Here is a 23690-nt window from a genome sequence, read left to right on the forward strand (position 1 = left end):
AAAAGATAAAGTAAAGACCATGGCCAACATTGCTATAAAGAATCTCGAAAAAGTATATCCGGGTGCGGAGAGTGCCACTATTAAGGATGCCAACCTCGACATTAAGGACAAGGAGTTCATCGTTTTGGTCGGTCCTTCCGGCTGTGGAAAATCCACCTTGCTCCGCATGATTGCCGGTTTGGAAGAAATAACCGATGGCGATTTAAAAATTGCTGGTGAGCGAATGAACGAGCTTTCGCCCAAAGACAGAGACATTGCCATGGTCTTCCAAAACTATGCGTTGTATCCGCACATGACCGTATTTGAGAATATGGCTTTTGGACTGAAACTACGAAAAACGCCAAAGGCGGAAATTAAGAAAAAAGTAGAGCACGCAGCCAAAATATTGGACATTACCCATTTATTGGATAGAAGACCAAAAGACATGTCGGGCGGTCAGCGCCAACGTGTTGCCATTGGCAGATCAATCGTTCGAAGATCCAAAGGTTTTTTTGTTTGATGAACCGCTCTCCAATTTAGATGCTTCCCTTCGGGTACAAATGAGGGCCGAAATCAAAAAACTGCACCGCCAATTGGATGCCACTATCGTTTATGTAACCCACGACCAAATCGAGGCGATGACCATGGGGGATCGTATCGTCGTCTTAAAAGATGGTGAAGTGATGCAATTCGATACGCCCATGAATCTTTTCAACAATCCACAGAACAAATTTGTGGCGAGTTTTATCGGGAGCCCATCCATGAACTTCCTACCTGGAAAAATAGGGATGGAAGAAGAAGTCACCTTTCAATCCGAAGGGGTCAAATTTGCAGTGCCCAAAGATTTAAGGCCTTGCTTAAAACCTTTTGTGGGTAAGGAAGTCTATTTCGGTTTTCGCCCTGAATATATTTATGACAAGGCTTTTGAAAAGACAAAAAGACTGTCACAGAGTATGGAGATTGTTGTCGATGCCCTTGAACCCATAGGAAGCGAATCGTATGTCTATTTCCATTTTAAGGGCAATCCCGATTATAGCTTTTGCTTTCGGAGTAATTCGCAATTTTCCTATAAAATCGGGGTGGAGCTGGAAATCGGGGTCGATATCGACCGTCTACGCTTCTTTGATAAGGAAACCGAACAACGGATTATGTAACCCAAATTTAGCATACGTATTTATGAGCACACCAATAAGTCAAGAAAACCAAGGTTGGCAGATTTCATCGGGCAAGACCGATGCTTATACAGGAATCGTTTTGGCAAATGGCAGAATCGGTATCTTACCTGAAGATCGACCTTTTAGAACAAAGTCAATCATATTGAACAATGTGTATGAAAAGGAGTCCCGGAACGGGGTAAGCAAAATTTTGTTAGGAATGAATTTTGCGAATCTTGAACTGGAAGTCGACGGAATCAAAATTTCCGAAGAAAATATCGCCAACTTTCATCAAACCCTGAACATGAAGGAGGCAAGTTTCACGACTACCTTTAAGCACCTTGATAAGGCTGAAATATCCTATACCATTTACGCCTTGAGAAACATTCAATACAGTGGTTATGTTGACGTACAAATCAATCCCCTAAAAAACATTTTACTAAAGGCAACAGGTATCATCGAAACTCCTGAGGAATATAGTGAACTTAGGCATTCGTTCGAAGTACTTGAAGATTTGGAGACCACAATGCCCGTACTTCGTACAATTGCGAAGACCCGATTCGGTAGGCATACGGTCGGTACTTCGGCGACCTTCATATGGCATGCCATCAATTCGACACGCGAAAATCAAAGGCCCTCCTTAGCGCACGAAAATATTTCGGATTATGACAACCGACTTTCCTTCAAAAAGGAATTAAAGAAAGGAGAGGAATTTGAATTTGCATGGACGGGGGCCGAATGTACCACACAAGACTTCAGTGACCCTCAAAATGAATCCGAACGCTTTGTCATCTTCAATTTGTTGACCCCAAGGGAAGAACTATTGAATGGTCATAAGGCGCTATGGGAAAATCTATGGGAAAGCGATATCATCATCGAAGGAAATCTGCACGATCAATTGGACGTTCGTTTGGCACTTTATCATCTATACTCTTTTTCCAGAGGGGATTCCGATTTGAGTATTGCCCCTATGGGCCTATCCTCGCAAAACTACAACGGACATATTTTTTGGGACACAGAACTTTGGATGTTTCCACCCCTGCTTTTATTGGATCAAGATATTGCCCGTTCTTTGGTCAATTATCGTTCGAACCGTTTGGAAAAGGCAAAACAACGGGCAATCAACTTTGGGTACAAGGGTGCAATGTTTCCATGGGAAAGTGACGATACGGGAGAAGAAGCGACACCTTCTTGGGCTTTGACGGGCACTTTTGAACATCACATAACCGCGGATGTAGCCATTGCTTTTTGGAATTATTACCGCGTTACCCAAAATTTAGATTGGCTAAAGGATAAGGGTTATCCTTTAATAAAGGAAGTCGCCAATTTCTGGCTAAGTCGAGCCGTCAAACTTGATGACAGCAGTTATAGCATCAAAAATGTGGTAGGGGCAAATGAGTTTGCACCAAATGTAGATGACAATGCATTTACCAACGGCGCCGCGATCACAGCTCTAGAATTTGCTGCCATGGCTGCGATTAAAGTGGGTGAAACTCCAAACCCGAAATGGGTAGAGGTTGCTTCAAGAATAAAGCTGCATAAATTCCCCGATGGCACGACCAAAGAACATTCTGAATATGACGGAGATCGGATTAAACAGGCAGATGTGAATCTTTTGACCTATCCGTTGAATATCATCAACGATGAATTTACAATTGAAAAAGACTTAAAGTACTACGAACCCAAATTGGCAGAGGAAGGCCCTGCTATGGGAATAGCCATTTTCGCCGTTATCCATGCCAGAATGGGGAATGACGAGACCGCTTATCAGCTCTACAAGCGTAGCTACGAACCCAACAAACGGGCACCTTTTGGAGCTTTGGCGGAATGCGCTACAAGTGACAACCCCTATTTTGCCACGGGAGCGGGGGGAATGTTACAGGTGGTGCTTTTTGGTTTTGCAGGATTGGATATCACCGATGAGGGAATCGTTCAAAAGAAACCTTGTCTGCCCAAAGAGTGGCAAAGCTTAATAGTCAAAGGAGTAGGGGTCAAGAAAAAAACCTACGAAGTGAAGGCTTTAGAGTTTTCCAAATCCTAAATAATCAAGATGGCCTTTCCGCAGTATCCCAAAAAATACGACCATAAGGTAATCATTACCCCCAAACAACACCTATCGGCCGAAAAAAAGAATTATAAAGACTTTAAGCCACCAAAATCAGTTATTCTTTGTTTCGAATCATCGGTCATTGACCACTATAAAAACCTGGATAATACCGAACATAGCCATTTTTGGACCGGAGAAATGATTTACCTGAAGGACTATAACAACGAAGTAGCTATTGTAGGCAATTTTGGTATTGGAGGGGCTGCGGCCAGTCATATACTGGAAATATTGATTGCGGTCGGGGTCAAAAACTTTATTGTGATTGGGCACGCTGGAGGTTTACAAAAAAACAATCCTATCAGAACAATCGTTTTGATTGATAAATCGATACGGGACGAAGGCGTATCGCACCACTATTTGGCACCCGAAAAATATGCTTTCCCTTCTTTAAGTCTTACTGATAAGCTGAAAAACAGATTGGATAATGAGGCTATTGATTACAAAGTAGGTAGCAGCTGGACCATTGCCAGTATGTATCGCGAAACAAAAGAGGAAATAGCACACTACGCGCAAGAAGGTATTGCAACTGTGGAAATGGAACTAGCCTCTTTATTTGCAGTTGCCATGTTCAGAAAGGTCGACATCGCATCTTTACTTGTTATTAGTGACTATGTGGCCTTTACGAATTGGGACGAACACCTTAATTCCGATTTGACCTCTAGAGCATTGTTCAAGGCTATTGAAATCGCTGAGAAAGTATTGTTTGAATGAAGAACAAAAAATGGGGCTGAAGAGGTAGTTCATAAAATTGATTACGAAGCGCAAAAAGTTCGCGAGACCTTCAATCAATACCAATTGAGGTATTTAACAGAAATAGCACCATGAAATTCATAAGAAATCTTTTTAGGCCTTCGAAAAAATACAAAGGGGTGTGGCCCATAAAAGTATACGTCTTGAAATTATTCTTTTTGCTGATGTTTCTTTTCGCTGCTAAGGATGCATGGAGTGAATTGATGACGCACAAAGGGGAATGGAACCCTGAAATAGCCATTGCCTGGTGTGCCATTGCGGCCTACACGACCTTATCGAGTCTCGGAATATTCCACACTCTAAAAATGTTGCCGATAATGCTTTTTATGTTTTTTTACAAGGGGCTTTGGTTGATGTTCGTTGCTTATCCGCTCTATAAAAAGGGCCAGTTGGCAGTGAGTGAAGCGGCAGATTGGGTCCCAATATTCATGCTGATCATCATCCCGATGATCTTTACTCCTTGGCAGTATGTTTTTAAAACCTATGTTCTCGGAAAAGAGTAGCTTCAAATTTATGCTGAACCATGAAAATTAAATTCAAAAATCAACTCAAAGGGAAGCGATTGACCTTAAAAAGAACGCAACCAACATTGAAAATGGCAGAGGTTATGTTCAAAGTAGTCGACGAAAATCGAATCCATCTTGAACCATGGTTCCCCTGGCCAAAACAAACCCAAAAAATAGAGGATAGTCTTAAATACTTGTTTGAGAAAGAGGAAAAAACAAGTCAAGGGAACCAAATAGAATACGGACTCTTTCTCGATTCAGAATATATCGGAAATATTTCGATATTCGATATCCATAAAGAAAATAAATCTGCAGAGATCGGGTATTGGATTGCTTATACACATAGGAGAAAGGGGTTTATGACAGAAGCCGTAAAAATCCTTGAAAAAGAGGTGTTCGAAAATCTTGACCTGAACCGAGTACAGATCAAATGTGATGAAGAAAATGTTGCTTCTTGCGGAGTAGCCACTAAGTGTGGTTTTACATATGAGGGCACATTTAGGGAAGACGACTATAGCGAGTATTTTAATGATTTTCGCAATACATCGGTCTTTTCGAAGTTGAAATCGGAATATCAATAGAAACCTATTGTATAATTTGAAGTTAGTTAGCCCTAAAAAATATCGCAAATAGATTGGATTTTGCGAGTAAAAGATGTCCAACTTAGGCCAATGCTAATTGACTGTAAAAATTCTTAAGCGTACTTGTGTAATATTTTGGATGGTCTATTACGATAATTTTAGTTCGAATAATTTGGAATTTCTGTCGGGAATCTTATACAGAGATAGGATTAGTAACCTGTCTAATTCATTTTCATAATAATAATCAATAGCCAATATTTGAGGTTTATTTAAATTATCTCAGACCCTTCAGCATTTCTAGAAAGTCATTTGGATTCCTACTAGTACTCTTTTTAAATTGAATTTCAATAGGCGGTCGCTAAAAGTCAAGTTCTGGAATCATATTAGCGGCTTCCTTCATTTTCCTATCAATGATTTTAGTGTAAATCTCGGTAGTTCGAATTTCTCTATGTCCCAAACGTTTTGAAACCGTATAAATATCTGCACCGTTTTCAAGTAAGAGAACTGCATTGGTATGTCTGGCACTATGAAAAGTAATATGCTTCGTTATACCAGCTTTCATACACCACCTAAGGATTTCAGTATTGTAAACCGCACCATATTTTAATCCTTTAAATACTCGCTCATTTTTATGGGTTCTTTTTCCCAATAAATCTCTTGCTTGCCGAGAAATATATAGGTATTCCAGTCCATCGGTCTTTTTTTGCCTAAAAATGATTCGTGAGGTTTCATCTTCATCCCGCACTTCCGCCCAAGTCAATTTATTAATGTCGCTCCATCGCAATCCAGTAAGACAACTGAATATAAACGCATTCTTAAGAATAGGATATTTACATTCGGTTTGTGTTAAGGCCTGTAATTCAGAGTAGGTCAAATATTCCCTTTGCGATTCCGCTTGTTCAAATCCTTTAACCGACTTAATCACATTGGTGTCAATATAGTTCTCATTATAGGCTTCTCTAAGCGCCGCTTTGAGTTTATTGAAATACGTGTATTTAGAATTTTGGGATAGGGGAATGTTGCTTTTCGTTTTCGCCTTGGTATCTAAGTACCGCCTGAATCCCCTAACGAAATCCGTATCAATGTCCTTTAATTGAATATTAGAAGGAGCATATTTTTCTAGATGTTTAAAGGCAGCATCCCAATTCCCATAATTTCCTTTGGATTCGTAGCGTTCTTCTTGAAGTGTTTTATAGAAATCAAAAAGAACGATATTCCCTTTTTTGTTATCCTTTAGTTTATACTTTCCCTGATAGAATTCTGATTTACGTATTGATAGGATTTTTTCAGCCAATTCATAAATCTCCTTGTTCTTTCTTTTTTCATCTGGTGTCGACGGATTCTCCAAAGGGTACATTTTCAAATACTCAAAATCTCTATTGTATTTGTTAATTCCGTTCTTGTCAATAAAGTGGCCCTTATAGTATTCTATAAAAAGGCTCAACTTTCCATTTTTAATCTTTTTGCTTTTCAGACTTATTTTCATTTCGAGGTGAAATTTTTTCACCTCGAGTGTCAAAAATCATGTCGAGGTGAAAATTAGGTGAAATAAATGTACGAAAATAGGCTACTAAAAGAAACGAAGAAAAGAATTAATTTTCAACAACTTATTGAAAATCAATTAAATGAAAACAAATGAATCTAAATGAAATTTAAAAATCGACTTATTTATTTGCCGATGCAGAAATTAGAAAAAATATTTCCTAACAAATCGTCAGTAGTTACACTTCCAGTTATTTCTCCTAAATGAAATAGCGCTTGACGAATATCAATGGCCATTAAATCTCCCGGCACCCCAACATCAAGACCTTCTTTTACCTTTTGTATTTCTTCCAAGGCCTTCAGAAGAGCATTATAATGTCTACTATTGCTTACAACAACGTTATCACCTTTCAAAGTACCTGTTTCAACAGAACTATATAATTTTTCTTTTAAGCTTTCAACGCCTTCTCCAGTTTTTGCTGAAATAAATGAAACTTTTGGAATATTGGTTTTCAATCGCTCAATGGCTTCTTTATCCAAAGTATCCGTTTTGTTACAAATGGGCAAAAGTGGTTTATTTGGAAACTGTTTGGTGATTTCTTGCAAAGTTGAATCATTGAAGTTCTTCCCATCGAAAAGGTAGATAATCAGTTTGGCCTTATCAATTTTTGAAAAAGTGCGTTCAATTCCAATTTGCTCCACGGTATCTTGCGTATCTCGTATACCAGCTGTATCTATAAACCTAAAGTTTATGCCTTTAATACTTATTTGGTCTTCTATGGCGTCACGTGTAGTTCCAGCAATATCGCTAACAATAGCTTTTTCCTCGTTTAGCAAGGCATTGAGCAGCGTAGACTTTCCAACATTGGGTTCTCCTACTATGGCAACAGGGACACCATGTTTCATGACATTTCCCAATGAAAATGAATCAATAAGCTTTTTAAGTACCTCACTTATCTTTGAAAGAAGAGTATTGAATTGATCCCGATTTGCAAATTCAACATCTTCCTGTGAAAAATCCAGTTCCAACTCGATTAAAGAGGCAAAGTTTAGGAGTTCTTGTCGTAATTCTTCAATTTCGTTACTAAATCCACCTCGCATTTGTTTCAATGCCATTTCGTGGGCTGATGCACTGTCACTAGCAATTAAGTCGGCAACAGCCTCTGCTTGACTTAAGTCCATTTTTCCATTTAAAAATGCCCTTAGGGTAAACTCTCCTGCTGTAGCGGTTCGGCATCCATTGCGCAACAAAAGCTGTACTATTTGTTGTTGGATATAAGGAGAACCATGACAAGATATTTCGACTAGATTTTCTCCGGTATACGTATGTGGACCTTTAAATACAGATACCAATGCCTCGTCCAAAACCTTTTCACCGTCTTTTATATGTCCTAAATAAATAGTATGACTTTTCTGATGTATCAATTTCTTCCCTCGTACAGAAGTAAACAAGGAGTCTACAGTGGAAATGGCTTCATTTCCCGATACACGAATAATGGCAATTGCTCCAATTCCAGGGGGAGTTGCCAAGGCTACTATGGTATCTTGATAGGACATGGCCGCAAAAATACAAATTAGTTAATGTAACATTATTGAGAAATTTTAGACTGATAGGATATATCTTCAATATCAATCAAAAAATGGAATTAGTTAATCAAAACGTTTTAAGGAAGGATAACACCTTGTTGTCCATAATGCATCTTACCCAATTATTGTATTATGTTATTGGGTTTGGAGGATTCATCGTACCACTTATTATATGGTTAAGCTCTAGAAAGAGTGTTGAGGGCATGAACGAACATGGAAAAGCAGCTGTCAATTTACAGTTAAGTTTATTGTTGTACATCTTTATTAGCATTCCTGCTATATTGCTATTAGGTTTGGGGATATTAGGCTTGATAGGGGTAGCTATTTTAGGTTTTGTACTGCCCATAGTAAATGCGGTTAAGGCCAACAACGGAGAGTCCCCTTCCAATTTTATGACCATACCTTTTCTATAAATAGAAAAATCCAAAGCATTTGCTTTGGATTTTTCCGCTTTTATGGTTGGAGATTAGTTGTTTAACATAACAGGCATAACCAACATGGTAATATGCTCACCTTCATCCAAGCCATCGGCTGGAGTTAAGATACCTGCGCGATTGGGAAGGCTCATTTCCAAAGTAACATCATCAGCGGAAAGATTCCCCAACATTTCTACCAAAAACCTGGAGTTGAAACCTATTTGCATGTCATCTCCTTGGTACGAGCAGGACAAACGTTCGTCAGCTTTATTGCTGTAATCAACATCTTCTGCGGATATATTCAATTCTGCTCCGGCTATTTTTAATCGAATTTGATGCGTGGTTTTATTGGAATAAATGGATACCCTTCGCACGGAACTCAAAAACTGTCCTCTTGAAATGGATAGCACATTTGGATTTTCCTTTGGAATAACCGCTTCATAATTGGGGTATTTCCCGTCGATAAGTCTACAGATCAGTTCTGTATTATCAAATACAAACTTGGCGTTGCTATCGTTATATTCTATAGTGACCTCGGATTCAGAACCTGCTAAAATTCCCTTTAATAGATTCAAAGGCTTTTTGGGCATTATGAACTCAGCAGTTTGACTCGCCTTAACATCCGTACGTTGGTATTTTACTAATTTATGTGCATCCGTGGCCACAAAAGTCAGGTTCTCTGTCGAAAACTGAAAAAACACCCCACTCATTACCGGTCTAAGGTCGTCGTTACCCGCTGCAAAAATGGTTTTGTTGATAGCGGTCGCTAATATATCTCCTAAAAGTACTGTAGAACTTGGGTTGGAAACTTCTATGGCTTTTGGAAATTCGGCACCATCTGCATAGGCAAGTGCATATTTCCCATGATTGGAACTGATTTCAACGGTATTGTTATCCTCAACAACAAAGGTGAGGGGTTGTTCGGCGAATGTTTTCAGTGTATCCAAAAGAATTCTTGCTGGCACTGCTATAGTACCTTCAGAATCTGAATCCACATCTAAAACAGAGCTCATAGTGGTCTCCAAATCGGAAGCAGACACCGTTAACTTATTCTGCTTTAAATCGAATAGGAAATTGTCCAAGATGGGCAGGGTATTACTGTTATTGATAACACCACCCAAAACTTGAAGATGTTTTAATAAATAGGTACTGGATACTATAAATTTCATTAATGAAAGTCTTTAGGGATTTTGGCGCGAAACCTCTAAATCATTCGGCCAAAACTAAATCGATAAAAACAAATATATTTCAAATGAACGAGGCTAAGAAACAAATTTATCAACACTTACGTGCTGTATTTTCTTTTTCTGAAGTACCCGAAAGCCATTCCTAGGAGCAGGGTCAAAACAACGGGAAGCCCTATGTTCAGTAACTGCCATTTGGTTCTCTTGTTCTCCACTTTTTCTGTATTCAAAACTGGGATGGCCACTTTTTTGTTACGGATGTTTATAAGTCCGGTATCATCCAAAAGATAATTGGTGGAATTGATAAGAAACTCTTTGTTTCCATAGAAACTACTGGTCCATTTATCATATCCCAATTCCAACGGTTGGCCATTTTGTAATTGGTTTTTGATAAGGTCACCATCAGAAATGACAATCATTTTATTGGACTTACCGTCTTCAACGGCATTCTTCAGTTTAACCGGCTTGATTCTATTTCTGAAAGCAGAACTGAATTCTCCTTCAATAAGTACAGCTAAGGGTTGATTTCCGTCGTTATAAGAATCCCTGTTTGGAGGCGTATTCAAAACATCTAACCCTATTTGTTTGGGAGTTCCTTCCGTCTTTGATAATGGAGAACTTTGCAACAAAACTGTTTTTTGATAACCATTGTCCAGCAAATCAATTGAACTGGCAAATTGATAGCGTACAGCTTCTATATTGGAATTTATGGGATGGTTGTTTTTTGAAAAGACCATTGGGTTGTAATACCACGGTACGGGATTGAATTGTGAATCATTTCCTTCTCCAGAGGCCAAAACAATTTGCGTAAAATAAAGGTCATTCACTAATACAGGGTTGATACGCACTCCATACTTGAAGAAAAAATCGTTTAGATTCAATTCTCTTGGAAGGGCCAAGGCCTTACCTCCTCCAGCAAAAATACTATCAACTTCCATGGCCACTTGATCTATAAGCCAAATGGATTTGCCTCCGTTAACTATGTACTGATCTAATACGTATTTTTCTTCATCTGAGAAGGCTTCCGTTGGTTTGGCGACAAGTGCCAAATCAAAATTGTTCAGTTGGTCAAGTACCTTTTGGGGGTTATTTGCAACAGAATCCAACGTAATAATCCCCAAATTATAATAGTCTCGTATTGAAGTTAGAAAATCCGCTAAATAGATATCGTCCAATTCGCCATTGCCTTTTATGACAGCAATGCGCTTCTTTTCCTTGATGCTTAGTTTGGCGAATGCGTCAGAAAAGGCATACTCCAATTGCTGAACGGAATTGTTTATACGTTCCTCAGCGCTTGCACCTAACTTGTTTTTGAGTAGCGGGACTTTAACGGTTTGATCATTATAGTTGACCATGGCCCAAGGAAAAATGAGCTCTTGGGATACTTTACCTCCTTCCTCTACGGTGACATTGGCAGGTTTTAAACCAATACGCTGTAAATCCAAAATGGTTTGTTGACTTTGAGCCTTGTCTTCCAAGGGATTTACCAAATTGACTTTGATGTTGTTGTTAATTGATGCGAAGGATTTGACCAATTGCAATGTTTCTGATTTTAGTCTTGCAAACTCAGGCGGAATGTTTCCTTCCAAAAGGACATCAATTATTACTGGTCCATCAAACTTTTTTGCAGCTTCAATTGACGGTTCGGATAGGGTAAAGCGGGCATCTTCTGTTAGGTCGAATCTTTTGTAGGCAAAACCTCCCAGAATATTGAGCAAAAGAAGAACTGCCAGACCTTTTATCAGAGTAAAAACAAACTTTCCTTTCATTGGGTCAAACGGCTTAATCGTGCATAAGTCAAATACAAAAAGAGAAAAGAGATGGATATAAAATAAATCAAATCCCGAGTATCAATAATTCCCCTTGCAATACTCTCAAAATGTGCTCTTGCCCCTAACCGTTGAATTTGAAGCTGGGTATCTCCATTAGAAAATAAAGTGGAAATAGCATCAAAACCATTAAACAGCAAGAAACAAAGCAAAATACCAATGATAAATGCTACAATCTGATTTTCTGATAGGGTAGAAGCAAAAAGTCCAATACTGGCATAAGCCGCAATAAGGAACAATAGACCAAAGTAGGAACCAAGAACAACACCTAAATCATAGTTTCCTGAAATGACGCCCAAATCTGATATGGCGAAAACATAGATAAAAGTTGGAATTATGGTAATCAAACAAAGGGTAAAGGTTCCAAAAAATTTTCCTAGCACCATTTTCCAAATAGAAATAGGTTTTATCAACAATAGCTCGAGTGTTCCAAGTTTTCTTTCTTCAGAAAAACTTTTCATGGTTACGGCAGGAATCAGAAAGACAAAAACCCAGGGAGCTAACAAAAAGAATTTCCCAAGGTCGGCAAAGCCATAATCAAATATGTTGTAATCCCCCTTAAAAACCCAAAGAAACAAACCATTTAGCAGTAAGAACAGCCCAACAATAAGATAGCCGATGGGTGCCGTAAAGAATGATTGGATTTCTCTTTTAAAAACTGCAAACATTTCAGCTCAATTAACAATTACCAAATTGGTCAATATTCAATGCTTTGGTATGAAAAACGTACTCGGCCCAATTGAATTTCACGCTTTTATTGTTTTTTCTATTATCTATTTGCTCATTGCTCATTGCTCATTGCTCGTTTGTTGACGCTCCAAGCTTCCGGCTTATCGGAAAATAAAGCTTTTGTATTTTGCCAAACTTCTTTAAAAAAAATTGAATTTCTATAGGCCTCCAAATACGACTCATCTTCCCAATGGCTATAAGTAAAAAAGACGTTTGGACATTTAATATCCTGATATAATTCCAAAAAGGTGCAACCGGAAAATCCCAATATTGTGTGTTTGGATGATTCAAAAATGCTTTCAAAACTAGCGATATTTTCGGGTTTGAAGGTCAATTTTACAATGCGAATCAACATTTACAAAAAATTTATGGTTATGGTATCACGATAGCTTAGCCCAAGTAGGGTAGATGCGCCTCCAACACTGTTCAGGTCACTTTTAAAAATGGCCAACTCTACGAGCCCTAAAGTATTGAACAAAGCCAAGGCATCACCTGGTCCTTTCCTTTGGCCTCTATCAAGTTCATAGTTGATGATACCATTATAGGTATTGTAAAGCGTTTTTATTTTATTGGTTCTTGCTACTATTTCGAAATCTCTTCCATTGCGATAGGCTTCAAATAGTGTTTTTCTAATATTGGTCACGGCGTTACCATAATTATCAATATAAATAACATTGCCTACTATGGTTTTTCCACCATTAGTTATTCTAGGTTCAAATTCTTTGGATTCTTTGAGTTTATCAAAAGGACGACCAATTACTTCCAACTTCCCGCCACGAACCAAGTGACAAGCTACAGGCACAAAGACTGCTAAAGCAGGGAAGGAATCTACTTCGTCTTGGGGCAAGTTGATTTCCATGATTGCATCTACATTGATATCAGAGGTTACCATTGAAATAATTCCATTATTGGCACCAATAAAAAAATGGCCATCAGCTTCTACCACAATATGTTCATTCTCTGGTGAAAGCTCAGAATCCACCCCAACCAAATGAATGGTTCCTTTAGGAAAATAATGATAACTGTTCTTCAGTATATAGGCACATTCCTGAATATTGAACGGACTTATAGTGTGCGAGATGTCAACAACAGTTACTTCAGATACATGGCTTAGTATTGTTCCCTTTATGGCGCCTATAAAGTGGTCTTTTTGCCCAAAATCAGTAGTTAAGGTTATGATTGCCATGCAATACTGTTGATATGTTTTTCGGCGGCCAAAATGATTTTTGGTTAAGTTTGTTGGGTAAAAATAAACAAATTAGAACGAACATTTTTCTTCGAAAATAACCCTATAACATCCCTCTTTTTTTGAACGAACTCATTATTGAACTTACGGAAATAAGCCCCCAGGATTTTTTTGGGCAGCGAAATGAGAACATAGAACTCCTTAAAAAGTATTTTCCCAAACTGAAGATTGTAGCTAGAGGCAACAAGATTAAGGTCTATGGTGACGAAGAACTTTTGGAGGAATTTGACCAACGTTTTGACATGTTGACCTCCCATTTTGCGAAATACAACAAGCTTGACGAAAACATGATTGAGCGTGTTCTGACCAGTAACAGTGAAGAAGATTATCAATCTTCTAAAGCGAGTAATGAGGTATTGGTCCATGGAGTCAGTGGTAGATTGATAAAGGCGCAAACGCTTAATCAAAGGAAAATTGTGGATCTGTGTCGGGAAAACGATATGGTTTTTGCTATCGGACCTGCAGGTACAGGGAAGACCTACACAGGAGTTGCCCTGGCTGTTAAGGCTTTGAAAGAAAAACAAGTAAAACGCATTATCTTGACTAGACCTGCTGTTGAGGCAGGTGAGAACCTTGGTTTTTTACCAGGGGATTTAAAAGAGAAGCTAGATCCCTACATGCAGCCTTTGTACGATGCTTTACGAGATATGATTGCCCCGGAAAAGCTGGCCAAATATATTGAGGACGGTACTATACAGATAGCGCCCATGGCATTTATGCGAGGTAGAACGCTGGACAATGCTTTTGTAATTTTGGATGAGGCCCAGAATACCACCCATGCACAGATGAAAATGTTCTTGACGAGGATGGGTAAAAATGCTAAATTCTTGATTACCGGGGATCCGGGCCAGATAGACTTGCCAAGAAGGGTTATCTCTGGTCTTAAAGAGGCTTTATTGATTTTAAAAAATGTCAAAGGCATAGGCATTGTTTATCTTGACGATAAGGATGTTATTCGCCATAAGCTGGTCAAAAAAGTGATAGACGCTTACAAGAATATAGAACACCAAAACTAGTATTATGGCCAATACTTTAATGGAAACAAATTTTCAGTTTCCAGGACAACGTTCTGTGTACAAAGGAAAAGTTCGTGAAGTGTACACATTGGACAATGATATATTGGTGATGATTGCCACAGACCGACTATCCGCTTTTGATGTGGTTATGCCAAAGGGAATACCTTACAAGGGGCAGATTCTCAATCAGATTGCCACTCAAATGATGAAAGCGACAGAGGACTTGGTGCCTAATTGGCTTATGGCTACACCAGACCCCAATGTGGCAGTAGGTAAAGCTTGTGAACCCTTTAAGGTAGAAATGGTGATTCGAGGGTATCTGTCTGGTCATGCTGCACGGGAATACAAATCTGGCAAACGAATACTCTGTGGTGTTTCAATGCCAGAAGGTATGATTGAAAACGATAAGTTTCCGGAACCTATAATCACCCCGGCAACTAAGGCTGAAAAAGGGGACCACGATGAGGATATTTCCAGAGAAGATATTCTTGCCAAGGGAATTGTAAGTGAAGCTGACTATCTGGTTTTGGAAGATTATACTAGAAAACTATTTCAACGGGGGACTGAACTTGCAGCCAAACAAGGGCTTATTTTAGTTGATACGAAGTATGAATTCGGGAAAACAAAGGATGGTGAAATTGTGTTAATCGACGAAATACACACTCCTGATTCATCTCGCTACTTTTATGCCGAGGGTTATGAAGAACGACAAGAAAAGGGAGAGGCCCAAAAACAATTGTCCAAAGAATTTGTGAGGCAATGGCTCATATCCAATGGTTTTCAAGGTTTAGAAGGCCAAACTGTGCCAGAGATGAGTGATGATTTTATCACTTCCGTTTCAGAGCGGTATATTGAGCTGTATGAAAGTATTACAGGAGAATTGTTCAAAAAAGAAGACATCTCCAATATAGCCGGTAGAATAGAATACAACGTTAAACAGTTTCTCTAGTTTTTCTATACTAAGTAATTGTTATTCTGGATTGTATTAATCATATTCAATTATAAAATATAGATTGTTTTCTATGCTTACATCGTTCCATTCCCCTGCATTGTTTATAGGAGTATCCCTTAAGACCATCGATAAGGCGTTTTAAAGATCACCACCGTCAGGTTCTATGCTGCCCCAATTATTAAAAAGCCCATTCACAGACATACCATTGTTTGCTCCCTCCCAAAATTGTGGACCTTGACCATCATTGTTCCCATCAAGAATCCAGATACCTTCATTTTCCAAATCGTTCCCCCCCAACCAAATTAACTCTCTTGCAAGATTTGGAAAAACAATGTTCCCATTATTGAGAATAGTTGTTAAAATACCCTGATTTTCGGATAGGTCATTGACTTCTGCTAAACTACCTCCTCTTGAAGTTGCGAATTCGGTAGCCTCGTTCCAATTAAGTTCATCCCTAATTAACTCATAGGACTTTGAACCTACTGTAAAGGAATAAGTTAACGTATTAATTGTAACTAAGTAATTTTGAGTGGTTCCATCTTCTGCACTAACAATATACTCCACTGATGTTGTGAAGTCTTGACTTGTTCCGGACGCAGGAGAAACTGAAGCATTTTCCGATATAGAGAGAGTTGGTGCCAATGTAGTCAAATCTGAATCATCTGGAACAACCAAAGAGATTATGTTGTCTTCTTGATTAATCATTCCAGACAAACCTAGTACACTAAATTCTAGTATTCTTTTACCACTACTTCTTTCTTCTTGTTGTTCATTTGAGGTATCTGTCGAACATGAAGCCACTAGTAAAATTGAAACCGCTATGGTTAAGTAGATATCTATTTTCATTTTCTAAGTTTTATGGAAACTTAAAAAAATCTTGAGGTTAATGAGTAATATTGTATACTGTGGCACCTTTTTTATTTGGCGAAGCATCAACTCTGGAATTTATTTCTTAACCAGTTTAAATGATTTGAAAAAGTTGTCAAAACAATTCAAGTAGCTAAAATTCAAGTAAATCGGAGAAAGAGTATTTTAGGTTTTGTCGAAGCATTAGCTAAGGATGTTCAACGGTTTTTTCGTTTAATGCTAAATTGATATATTTATGCTAAATAAGTATATCTAGAATGGAATCCTGTCCTAATTGTTCTTCTTTACACTTTATTAAAGCAGGTGTTGTCAAAAATCGACAACGATATAAATGTAAATCCTGCGGATATTTTTTCACGGTTGGAAAGCTAGGAAAACAAATAGATGATTACTACGTAAACAAGGCGCTTCAGCTATATTTGGAGGGATTAACCTATCGAGAAATTGAACGAATTCTTGGCGTTTCGCATGTGTCTGTTATGAATTGGGTGCGCAAGTACAATATTAAACGACCTTATAATTCAAAGTATCACCCTACCTATAAAATTCTCAACCAAAGTGAACTTCAACAGTATTTTCAAAATTCCGAAAATATTACTGGCGCTGGAGTATTGGTTACTGAGTTAGGTGATAAGTTCATGCTAATCAAGTGGGAACGTTTCAGAGAATAGATATACTTAATTTACAAAAAACTATATTAACTTTCAATTAAGACAATTTTTTTAGGATGTTCGTGGTGCATGCAAAAAACCATAACATCTTAAAAATGAAAAAAATAGTTTTCGGATTAGCATTCTCAATGCTAATCATCCCATTGGCTTTTTCGCAAGGAAGCACCGAATATACAGGTGGCTACAAAGTTAAGTTTAACGAAGATGGTTCAAAATATCTTCGAATAATAGCATGGGGACAATTCTGGGCCCAATATAATGAAGACGTACCTGATGACGTAAGTCAGTTTAATATGAGTATCAGGCGTGCAAGGGTTTTGACCTTTACCCAGTTAAACAAAAAGTTTTTGATTTTGACCCATTGGGGTCTCAACAGTCTTAACGGTAATAATCAAAGCCCTCTCGGTTTTGGTGAAAATGCCCAATTGTTCTTCCATGACTTTTGGGGAGAATGGAAGGTCGTGGATAACCATGATATCGGAGCTGGATTACATTATTGGAATGGAATTTCAAGGTTGAACAATCAAAGTACGCTCAATATGATGACGTTGGATAACAACCGTCAATCTTGGGCAACCATTGGACTTTCCGACCAATTTGCACGTCATATTGGAGTGTACGCCAAAGGAAAGCTTGGCAAACTACAATATCGTGTAGCATTCAATGAGGCTGGAACAAGCACTTTGGATACCAGAGACCCTGTACTCGATGGGGTAACGGTATATGGAGGCCGTCGGATTTTAGGTTCTGCGGATGCGGGTAAGGTTTTGCAAGGTTATTTTGACTTTAACTTCTTGGATCAAGAATCAAACTTCTTGCCCTACAAAGTAGGTTCTTACTTAGGTAGTAAAAAGGTATTCAATATCGGTGCAGGCTTTTTTAACCATAGAAATGGAGTTGTGGAAGCTGATGGAGATGGAGCAGATGTCAATATTTTTGCTGTTGATGCTTTTTATGATGCACCTCTGGGACAAGATGGTTCCGCAATTACAGCTTATTTGGTATATCAGAACAACGATTATGGGGAAAATTACAACTTCGGTCCATACGCAACCGGGAACATGATTTATGGACACGTAGGATACTTAGTTCCAGGACCAGCCGATAAGACACGGTTACAACCCTATGTTTCCTATAACAATAGATCTATTGATGCTATTGATGATAATGCCACAAGATTTGGCTTGGGAGCCAATATTTTCATGACTGGCCATCATTCTAAACTGAGTTTGGAATATGCAAACTCGAAAGTAGGTGATGCAGATGGAACCGGGGTATTTACCGTACAAGCAATGATTTACTTATAAACCAACACATTATGTCAGAAAAACAAAAAAAAGCTTCTGCGTATTGGAAAGAGAACCTCAGATATCTAGTCATCCTTTTGATTATTTGGTTCGCAGTTTCCTACGGAGCAGGCATCATCTTTAAAGATGCGTTGAACACAATTCGAATTGGCGGGTTCAAACTCGGGTTTTGGTTCGCACAACAAGGCTCTATCTATGTATTCGTGATACTCATTTTCGTGTATGTACGATTGATGAACAAATTGGATAAAAAATACGGATACAACGAGGATTAACTAACTAAAGAACAAGATTATGAGTGTACAACTTTGGACATATATTTTAGTCGGTATCACCTTTACGCTATACATCGGTATAGCGATTTGGTCGAGAGCCGGTTCTACAAAGGAGTTTTATGTTGCCGGCGGAGGAGTTTCTCCATTGGCCAACGGTATGGCCACCGCTGCGGATTGGATGTCGGCAGCATCTTTTATCTCCATGGCGGGAATTATATCATTTGCAGGATATGATGGGGCGGTATATTTAATGGGATGGACAGGAGGTTATGTACTTCTAGCATTGCTTCTGGCACCTTATCTACGAAAGTTTGGAAAGTTTACTGTACCCGATTTCATTGGGGAAAGATACTATTCCAAAACAGCTCGGATAGTTGCGGTAATATGCGCATTGATAGTTTCTTTTACCTATGTAGCGGGACAAATGCGCGGAGTGGGTATTGTATTTTCCCGATTTTTAGAAGTAGATATTGATACCGGAGTTATCATTGGTATGGTCATCGTACTTTTCTATGCAGTTTTGGGAGGGATGAAAGGAATTACCTATACCCAAGTGGCACAGTATTGTGTTTTGATATTTGCCTTTATGGTTCCAGCCATTTTTATTTCCATTCAAATGACTGGTAACCCAATTCCACAGTTAGGCATGGGGGGCACTATTTCAGATGGAACCTATCTATTGGATAAATTGGATGGACTTTCCACAGAGCTTGGATTCTCTGAATACACCAATGGCTCTAAGAACTTAATAGATGTATTTGCTATAACCTTTGCGTTAATGGTAGGTACTGCTGGGTTACCTCATGTAATTGTTCGTTTCTTCACAGTTAAGCGTGTTAAGGATGCTAGAAAATCAGCTGGGTTGGCACTGCTTCTTATTGCTATTTTGTATACTACTGCTCCAGCAGTGGCTGTATTCGCAAGAACAAATCTCATCGAAACAGTTAGTGGCAAAGATTACGACGCTATGCCAGAATGGTTTAAGAATTGGGAAACCACAGGATTAATTGGACATGACGACAAGAATGGAGATGGTAAGATTCAATATGTTGCCAATCCTGAAATCAACGAGTTAAAGGTGGACCGGGACATTATGGTACTTGCCAATCCAGAAATTGCCAATCTTCCCGCTTGGGTAATAGCCTTAGTGGCGGCAGGTGGTTTAGCAGCAGCCTTGTCCACAGCAGCCGGATTACTATTGGTTATTTCTTCTTCGGTATCACATGATTTAATCAAGAATGTTTTCAATCCAGACCTATCTGAAAAGGGAGAACTTTGGGCAGCTCGTTTATCTGCAGTTGGTGCTGTTTGTGTTGCTGGGTATTTCGGAATCAATCCGCCAGGTTTTGTGGCAGCGGTAGTGGCGCTCGCCTTTGGCTTGGCAGCAGCTTCGTTCTTCCCCGCTATTATTTTAGGAATTTTCTATAAGAAAATGAATAGTAAGGGAGCCATAACCGGTATGGTCGTAGGTATTTCTCTGATGTTATTTTATATGCTGAAATTCAAATTCGGAATCTTTGACGGAGGAAAAGAAGTGGTAGCTGGACTTAAGGATAGTTGGTGGTTTGGAATTTCCCCAGAAGGATTTGGAACAATAGCCATGGTCGTGAATTTTGTGGTAGCTCTTGTGGTGAACAAGTTTACCGAAGAGCCCCCTGAGGAGGTTCAAGATATTGTTGAGAATATAAGAATTCCTAGTGGTGCTGGAGAGGCTTCGGCCCACTAAAAATTGTTAGTTGGTTAAAGAAAGCGGTGTGGTGTTTAAATACCGCGCCGTTTTCATAATTTTATAGAAGGACCTTACATATGAAAATGAAAAAGAGACATCAGCAGAAACTAGTGATGATAGCGATCATCTTATTTTTCCTATGGAATGTACCTTTTGCAACTATTTTGGATGGCGATTTTCATCTCTTTGGCTTTCCGGCATTTTACATTTTTATTTTTTTGAGCTGGTTTATCGGTATCGTTGTGGCTTACTATATTCTAAAAAAATTCTATGAGTAACTATGCCCTGATATTAATAATAGTTCTTTATCTAGCATTTCTTTTTTTCTTGGCGTATTGGGCAGAAAGAAAGCATCAAGGAAAGTTGGTCAATAACCCCTACATCTATGTACTGTCTTTGGCGGTGTATTGCACTGCATGGACCTACTATGGCAGCGTAGGTATTGCTTCGCAGTCTGGGGTTAATTTTTTAGCCATTTATTTGGGACCTGTAATCGCTATGCCACTTTGGATTGTTCTAATGCGTAAAATCATTAGAATATCAAAACAACACAAGATTTCGAGTATTGCCGATTTTATTTCCATGCGCTATGGCAATAACAGACCCCTAGGGGCTTTGGTGACCGTTACGTGTCTTTTGGCCATTATCCCCTATATATCCCTACAGCTAAAAGCTGTTTCAGAAACCTTCGCCTTGGTTTCCAACAATACAAGTTATGTTTCTGCAAGTATATTCGAAGATTCCACGTTTTACATTGCTTTACTGATTGCTATTTTTGTGGCTTTCTTCGGCACCCAATCCACAGATGCTTCACTTGGGAAACGAGGTATTATGGCAACTGTCGCTCTGGAATCTATTTTGAAACTGGTTTTCTTTTTGGCCATTGGCATTTTTGTAGTGTATTTTATGTTTGATGGTACAACCGATGTCTATCAAAAAGCATCCCTCACCGAAAATTTTAAAGAACTGAGTTCATTTGGTGGTTTGGAAAATGGATTTAATTGGATGTTCACCATACTCCTTTCCTTTTTCGCTATTTTTCTATTGCCCCGGCAATTCCATGTGGCGGTAGTGGAAAATCAAAACATCAATCATTTGAAAAAAGCGATTTGGTTATTCCCTCTTTATCTGCTTGTTTTCAATGTTTTCGTAATTTTTATTGCTTGGGCCGGTAATATCAAATTACCCAACACCGTAAACCACGATTACTACTCGCTTTTATTGCCCATCCAAGAAGGAAATACTTTTTTGACTCTATTGGTTTTTATTGGAGGTTTTTCTGCCGTTATTTCCATGATTGTGGTGTCTACCTTAGCGTTGTCCACGATGGTGAGCAATAACGTTATTATCCCTTATGGTTTTATTAAAAAGCTTGTTGAGGGTAACCCAGAAGAAAATGCGAAGAACATTAAAAACATTAGAAGAATTGCGATTTTTATATTGATTATTGTCGCCTATTTTTTCTACGTTCTCTTTTCCAATCAACTTTCCTTATTTTCTATTGGACTGATTTCGTTTGTGATTATTGCCCAATTGGCCCCATCTTTCTTTTTGGGTCTTTTTTGGAGACGTGGAACGGCCAAAGCGGCTAAGGTGGGAATGATTGTTGGGCTTTTAGTGGTTATCTATACCCTTTTTCTGCCAATCATTGGCGATGTTGTTACACCTGAATCGCAAATAGCTGATAAAGGCCTTTTCGGATATTGGTGGTTGCGGCCATCACAATTATTCGGATTGGATTATCTAACTCCAGAAAGTAATGCTTTCCTATGGAGTATGAGTTTTAATACTATGGCTTTTGTGGGCTTCTCACTTATGGCAAAAGGTAATTATCGCGAGCGTAATTATGCCGAAATGTTCGTGAACAATGAGAATTATGAAAACCTTCAGGAAGGTGCTTTTATATGGAAGGGTGAAGCTTACGTTGCTGATATCAGAAGATTGTTAAATCGATTTTTAGGTGAGACACGAACGAAGCGTGCCTTGACCCTTTTTAATAGAAAATATAATATTTCGGAACAAGAGGAAAAGGCAGATGCACGCCTCATCAACTTTTCTGAGAAGCTGCTTACAGGTTCCATTGGAAGCGCTTCGGCAAAAATATTGTTGGCTTCGGTCTCTAAAGAGAAGCCAATTAGTCTGGTTGAGGTGTTGAATATTTTGGAAGAAAACAAGGAAACCAAAGCTACTAACAAACTGCTTGTTGAAAAATCGGAAGAGCTGTCCCAGATGACCTCTAAATTACAGTTGGCCAACGATGAATTGTTATTTCAGGATAAGCAAAAAGATGAATTTTTGGATACCGTGGCCCATGAACTTAAAACCCCTATTACCTCAATCAAAGCTGCTTCAGAAATTTTGGAGGACGATGCGATGCCTTCGGAACTCCGGCAACAATTCTTGAAAAACATCAGTAAGGATACGGACCGTTTAGCCAAATTGATTCATGACATTTTAGATCTTGAAAAACTTTCCTCTGACCGTACCGAACTCAAAATACGTAGCGGTAAAATAAATAAGACCATCAAAAAAGCCATAAACGGTATAGAAAGAATAGCCGAGCAACAAAAGGTACATGTGATTTTTGAGGAGTCCGAGTATCTGGAAGGAATGTATGATGAGGATAGAATCCTTCAAGTTTTAACCAACTTACTATCCAATTCATTAAAGTTTACAAAGAAAGAGAAAGGAATTATTAAGGTACTACTGGAAGAGAAAGAAAAGGAGATTGCCATAGCGGTTGAAGATAATGGAAGAGGGATTCCAGAAGAGGATCACAATTATATTTTTGAAAAATTTTATCAGTCAAAGAATCAGAACACTAAAAAGCCTCAAGGAAGTGGTTTTGGTTTGGCCATTTGCAAGCAAATTGTTGAAAGCCATAACGGAAGTATTTGGGCAGATAAAACGGTTAAGCGTGGTGCAAGGCTGGTATTCACAATACCTAAGACAATATGAGTAGAAAGATTTTGATAGTAGATGATGAACCCAACATTGTAATGTCGTTGGAATATGCATTTAAGAAAAAAGACTTTGAGGTTTTTATAGCGCGAGATGGTACTGAAGCTTTGGAAATAGCTGGCAAAGAGCTTCCCAACATAGTTCTTCTGGACATTATGATGCCCAAAATGGATGGGTATGAAACCTTGAAGCAAATACGAAATAATAAAGACCTAAACGGAACCAAGGTGGTTTTTTTATCGGCTAAAAGTAAACTTGCCGATGTAGAAAAGGGCCTGAAACTTGGAGCCGATAGTTATGTGACCAAGCCGTTTTCGGTAAAAAAGGTCATTGCGGATATTGAAGAAATGATAGCCTGAACC

At 38.7% G+C, this 23690-nt stretch carries 21 protein-coding genes and 1 pseudogene; 14 read left to right on the forward strand and 8 right to left on the reverse strand.

Annotated features, from left to right (window positions below; genetic code table 11):
* Positions 1-19: 19 nt before the first annotated feature.
* The 5 genes and pseudogenes from ACOKFD_RS01740 to ACOKFD_RS01760 all read left to right on the forward strand — a co-directional run bounded on the left by ACOKFD_RS01740 (position 20) and on the right by ACOKFD_RS01760 (position 5077).
* Positions 20-1133 (forward strand): annotated as a pseudogene (locus ACOKFD_RS01740) (ABC transporter ATP-binding protein).
* 22 nt (positions 1134-1155) lie between these two features.
* Positions 1156-3174, forward strand: coding sequence for a glycosyl hydrolase family 95 catalytic domain-containing protein (locus tag ACOKFD_RS01745; RefSeq protein WP_422859679.1), 2019 nt, complete (start codon positions 1156-1158; stop codon positions 3172-3174).
* A 9-nt stretch (positions 3175-3183) separates the two neighbouring features.
* Positions 3184-3951 carry a nucleoside phosphorylase gene (locus ACOKFD_RS01750; protein ID WP_422859680.1) on the forward strand — a complete coding sequence of 256 codons (768 nt, stop codon included), beginning with the start codon at positions 3184-3186 and terminating at the stop codon, positions 3949-3951.
* Between the two features lie 110 nt (positions 3952-4061).
* A complete protein-coding gene (locus ACOKFD_RS01755; RefSeq protein WP_422859681.1) occupies positions 4062-4493 on the forward strand; it encodes a hypothetical protein in 432 nt (143 codons plus the stop codon).
* A 20-nt stretch (positions 4494-4513) separates the two neighbouring features.
* Positions 4514-5077, forward strand: coding sequence for a GNAT family N-acetyltransferase (locus ACOKFD_RS01760; RefSeq protein WP_422859682.1), 564 nt, complete (start codon positions 4514-4516; stop codon positions 5075-5077).
* Between the two features lie 358 nt (positions 5078-5435).
* Here the strand turns inward: ACOKFD_RS01760 and ACOKFD_RS01765 are convergent, their stop codons facing one another.
* Together ACOKFD_RS01765 and mnmE are read right to left on the reverse strand one after the other, a co-directional pair.
* Positions 5436-6563 (reverse strand): tyrosine-type recombinase/integrase, encoded by a 1128-nt coding sequence (locus tag ACOKFD_RS01765; protein WP_422859683.1) that lies wholly within the window; start codon positions 6561-6563, stop codon positions 5436-5438.
* Between the two features lie 182 nt (positions 6564-6745).
* The gene (gene mnmE / locus ACOKFD_RS01770; RefSeq protein WP_422859684.1) at positions 6746-8116 is read right to left on the reverse strand and encodes a tRNA uridine-5-carboxymethylaminomethyl(34) synthesis GTPase MnmE; all 1371 of its coding nucleotides are present in this window, start codon (positions 8114-8116) and stop codon (positions 6746-6748) included.
* Between the two features lie 83 nt (positions 8117-8199).
* Here mnmE and ACOKFD_RS01775 point away from each other — a divergent pair, with 83 nt between their 5' ends.
* Positions 8200-8559, forward strand: a complete 360-nt coding sequence (locus ACOKFD_RS01775; RefSeq protein ID WP_298998358.1) for a DUF4870 domain-containing protein — start codon at positions 8200-8202, stop codon at positions 8557-8559.
* A gap of 53 nt (positions 8560-8612) precedes the next feature.
* On the opposite strand, the gene dnaN is transcribed toward ACOKFD_RS01775, so the two are convergent.
* The 5 genes from dnaN to ACOKFD_RS01800 form a co-directional block, all read right to left on the reverse strand.
* Positions 8613-9731: a DNA polymerase III subunit beta gene (dnaN, locus tag ACOKFD_RS01780; protein WP_298998360.1), complete on the reverse strand. Its 1119-nt coding sequence runs from the start codon at positions 9729-9731 to the stop codon at positions 8613-8615.
* 116 nt (positions 9732-9847) lie between these two features.
* Entirely contained in the window at positions 9848-11515 is a 1668-nt protein-coding gene (gene gldG / locus ACOKFD_RS01785; protein WP_422859685.1) for a gliding motility-associated ABC transporter substrate-binding protein GldG, read from the reverse strand.
* Positions 11512-12243 carry a gliding motility-associated ABC transporter permease subunit GldF gene (gene gldF / locus ACOKFD_RS01790; RefSeq protein WP_422859686.1) on the reverse strand — a complete coding sequence of 244 codons (732 nt, stop codon included), beginning with the start codon at positions 12241-12243 and terminating at the stop codon, positions 11512-11514. Before gldF ends, gldG begins: the two co-directional genes overlap by 4 nt.
* Before the next feature lie 113 nt (positions 12244-12356).
* Positions 12357-12659 carry a putative quinol monooxygenase gene (locus ACOKFD_RS01795; protein WP_422859687.1) on the reverse strand — a complete coding sequence of 101 codons (303 nt, stop codon included), beginning with the start codon at positions 12657-12659 and terminating at the stop codon, positions 12357-12359.
* Entirely contained in the window at positions 12660-13490 is an 831-nt protein-coding gene (locus ACOKFD_RS01800) for an SAM hydrolase/SAM-dependent halogenase family protein (RefSeq protein ID WP_422859688.1), read from the reverse strand.
* Positions 13491-13612: 122 nt separating this feature from the next.
* Between ACOKFD_RS01800 and ACOKFD_RS01805 the strand changes: the two genes are divergently transcribed.
* Both ACOKFD_RS01805 and ACOKFD_RS01810 read left to right on the forward strand, forming a co-directional pair.
* Positions 13613-14566, forward strand: coding sequence for a PhoH family protein (locus ACOKFD_RS01805; RefSeq protein WP_422859689.1), 954 nt, complete (start codon positions 13613-13615; stop codon positions 14564-14566).
* 4 nt (positions 14567-14570) lie between these two features.
* A complete protein-coding gene (locus ACOKFD_RS01810) occupies positions 14571-15515 on the forward strand; it encodes a phosphoribosylaminoimidazolesuccinocarboxamide synthase (RefSeq protein ID WP_422859690.1) in 945 nt (314 codons plus the stop codon).
* Between the two features lie 141 nt (positions 15516-15656).
* On the opposite strand, the gene ACOKFD_RS01815 is transcribed toward ACOKFD_RS01810, so the two are convergent.
* Positions 15657-16364, reverse strand: a complete 708-nt coding sequence (locus ACOKFD_RS01815) for a DUF5018 domain-containing protein (RefSeq protein WP_422859691.1) — start codon at positions 16362-16364, stop codon at positions 15657-15659.
* 278 nt (positions 16365-16642) lie between these two features.
* On the opposite strand from ACOKFD_RS01815, the gene ACOKFD_RS01820 reads away from it, so the two are divergent.
* From ACOKFD_RS01820 to ACOKFD_RS01845, 6 genes are all read left to right on the forward strand, one after another.
* Complete coding sequence (locus ACOKFD_RS01820) at positions 16643-17056, forward strand: transposase (RefSeq protein WP_422859692.1); 414 nt, start codon at positions 16643-16645, stop codon at positions 17054-17056.
* Between the two features lie 95 nt (positions 17057-17151).
* The gene (locus ACOKFD_RS01825; RefSeq protein ID WP_422859693.1) at positions 17152-18363 is read left to right on the forward strand and encodes a hypothetical protein; all 1212 of its coding nucleotides are present in this window, start codon (positions 17152-17154) and stop codon (positions 18361-18363) included.
* Between the two features lie 11 nt (positions 18364-18374).
* Positions 18375-18638 (forward strand): DUF4212 domain-containing protein, encoded by a 264-nt coding sequence (locus tag ACOKFD_RS01830; protein WP_298998379.1) that lies wholly within the window; start codon positions 18375-18377, stop codon positions 18636-18638.
* 19 nt (positions 18639-18657) lie between these two features.
* Positions 18658-20364: a sodium:solute symporter family protein gene (locus ACOKFD_RS01835; protein WP_422859694.1), complete on the forward strand. Its 1707-nt coding sequence runs from the start codon at positions 18658-18660 to the stop codon at positions 20362-20364.
* A 273-nt stretch (positions 20365-20637) separates the two neighbouring features.
* Complete coding sequence (locus tag ACOKFD_RS01840) at positions 20638-23325, forward strand: sodium:solute symporter family transporter (protein WP_422859695.1); 2688 nt, start codon at positions 20638-20640, stop codon at positions 23323-23325.
* The gene (locus tag ACOKFD_RS01845; RefSeq protein ID WP_298998385.1) at positions 23322-23687 is read left to right on the forward strand and encodes a response regulator; all 366 of its coding nucleotides are present in this window, start codon (positions 23322-23324) and stop codon (positions 23685-23687) included. The genes ACOKFD_RS01840 and ACOKFD_RS01845 overlap by 4 nt, the downstream gene beginning before the upstream one ends.
* Positions 23688-23690: the final 3 nt, after the last annotated feature.

The organism is Flagellimonas ulvae (genome assembly GCF_049333175.1).
In the GTDB taxonomy this organism is placed as follows: Bacteria; Bacteroidota; Bacteroidia; order Flavobacteriales; family Flavobacteriaceae; genus Flagellimonas.

Excerpts from the sequence above, each read along its gene's own strand:
- ACOKFD_RS01810 (WP_422859690.1), top strand. The coding sequence starts at position 14,571 with ATGGCCAATACTTTAATGGAAACAAATTTTCAGTTTCCAGGACAACGT.
- ACOKFD_RS01830 (WP_298998379.1), top strand. The coding sequence starts at position 18,375 with ATGTCAGAAAAACAAAAAAAAGCTTCTGCGTATTGGAAAGAGAACCTC.
- ACOKFD_RS01835 (WP_422859694.1), top strand. The coding sequence starts at position 18,658 with ATGAGTGTACAACTTTGGACATATATTTTAGTCGGTATCACCTTTACG.
- ACOKFD_RS01825 (WP_422859693.1), top strand. The coding sequence starts at position 17,152 with ATGAAAAAAATAGTTTTCGGATTAGCATTCTCAATGCTAATCATCCCA.
- ACOKFD_RS01795 (WP_422859687.1), bottom strand. The coding sequence starts at position 12,659 with ATGTTGATTCGCATTGTAAAATTGACCTTCAAACCCGAAAATATCGCT.
- ACOKFD_RS01765 (WP_422859683.1), bottom strand. The coding sequence starts at position 6,563 with ATGAAAATAAGTCTGAAAAGCAAAAAGATTAAAAATGGAAAGTTGAGC.
- ACOKFD_RS01840 (WP_422859695.1), top strand. The coding sequence starts at position 20,638 with ATGAGTAACTATGCCCTGATATTAATAATAGTTCTTTATCTAGCATTT.
- ACOKFD_RS01775 (WP_298998358.1), top strand. The coding sequence starts at position 8,200 with ATGGAATTAGTTAATCAAAACGTTTTAAGGAAGGATAACACCTTGTTG.
- ACOKFD_RS01755 (WP_422859681.1), top strand. The coding sequence starts at position 4,062 with ATGAAATTCATAAGAAATCTTTTTAGGCCTTCGAAAAAATACAAAGGG.
- gldG (WP_422859685.1), bottom strand. The coding sequence starts at position 11,515 with ATGAAAGGAAAGTTTGTTTTTACTCTGATAAAAGGTCTGGCAGTTCTT.
- gldF (WP_422859686.1), bottom strand. The coding sequence starts at position 12,243 with ATGTTTGCAGTTTTTAAAAGAGAAATCCAATCATTCTTTACGGCACCC.
- ACOKFD_RS01820 (WP_422859692.1), top strand. The coding sequence starts at position 16,643 with ATGGAATCCTGTCCTAATTGTTCTTCTTTACACTTTATTAAAGCAGGT.
- dnaN (WP_298998360.1), bottom strand. The coding sequence starts at position 9,731 with ATGAAATTTATAGTATCCAGTACCTATTTATTAAAACATCTTCAAGTT.
- ACOKFD_RS01750 (WP_422859680.1), top strand. The coding sequence starts at position 3,184 with ATGGCCTTTCCGCAGTATCCCAAAAAATACGACCATAAGGTAATCATT.
- ACOKFD_RS01760 (WP_422859682.1), top strand. The coding sequence starts at position 4,514 with ATGAAAATTAAATTCAAAAATCAACTCAAAGGGAAGCGATTGACCTTA.
- ACOKFD_RS01815 (WP_422859691.1), bottom strand. The coding sequence starts at position 16,364 with ATGAAAATAGATATCTACTTAACCATAGCGGTTTCAATTTTACTAGTG.
- mnmE (WP_422859684.1), bottom strand. The coding sequence starts at position 8,116 with ATGTCCTATCAAGATACCATAGTAGCCTTGGCAACTCCCCCTGGAATT.
- ACOKFD_RS01800 (WP_422859688.1), bottom strand. The coding sequence starts at position 13,490 with ATGGCAATCATAACCTTAACTACTGATTTTGGGCAAAAAGACCACTTT.
- ACOKFD_RS01745 (WP_422859679.1), top strand. The coding sequence starts at position 1,156 with ATGAGCACACCAATAAGTCAAGAAAACCAAGGTTGGCAGATTTCATCG.
- ACOKFD_RS01845 (WP_298998385.1), top strand. The coding sequence starts at position 23,322 with ATGAGTAGAAAGATTTTGATAGTAGATGATGAACCCAACATTGTAATG.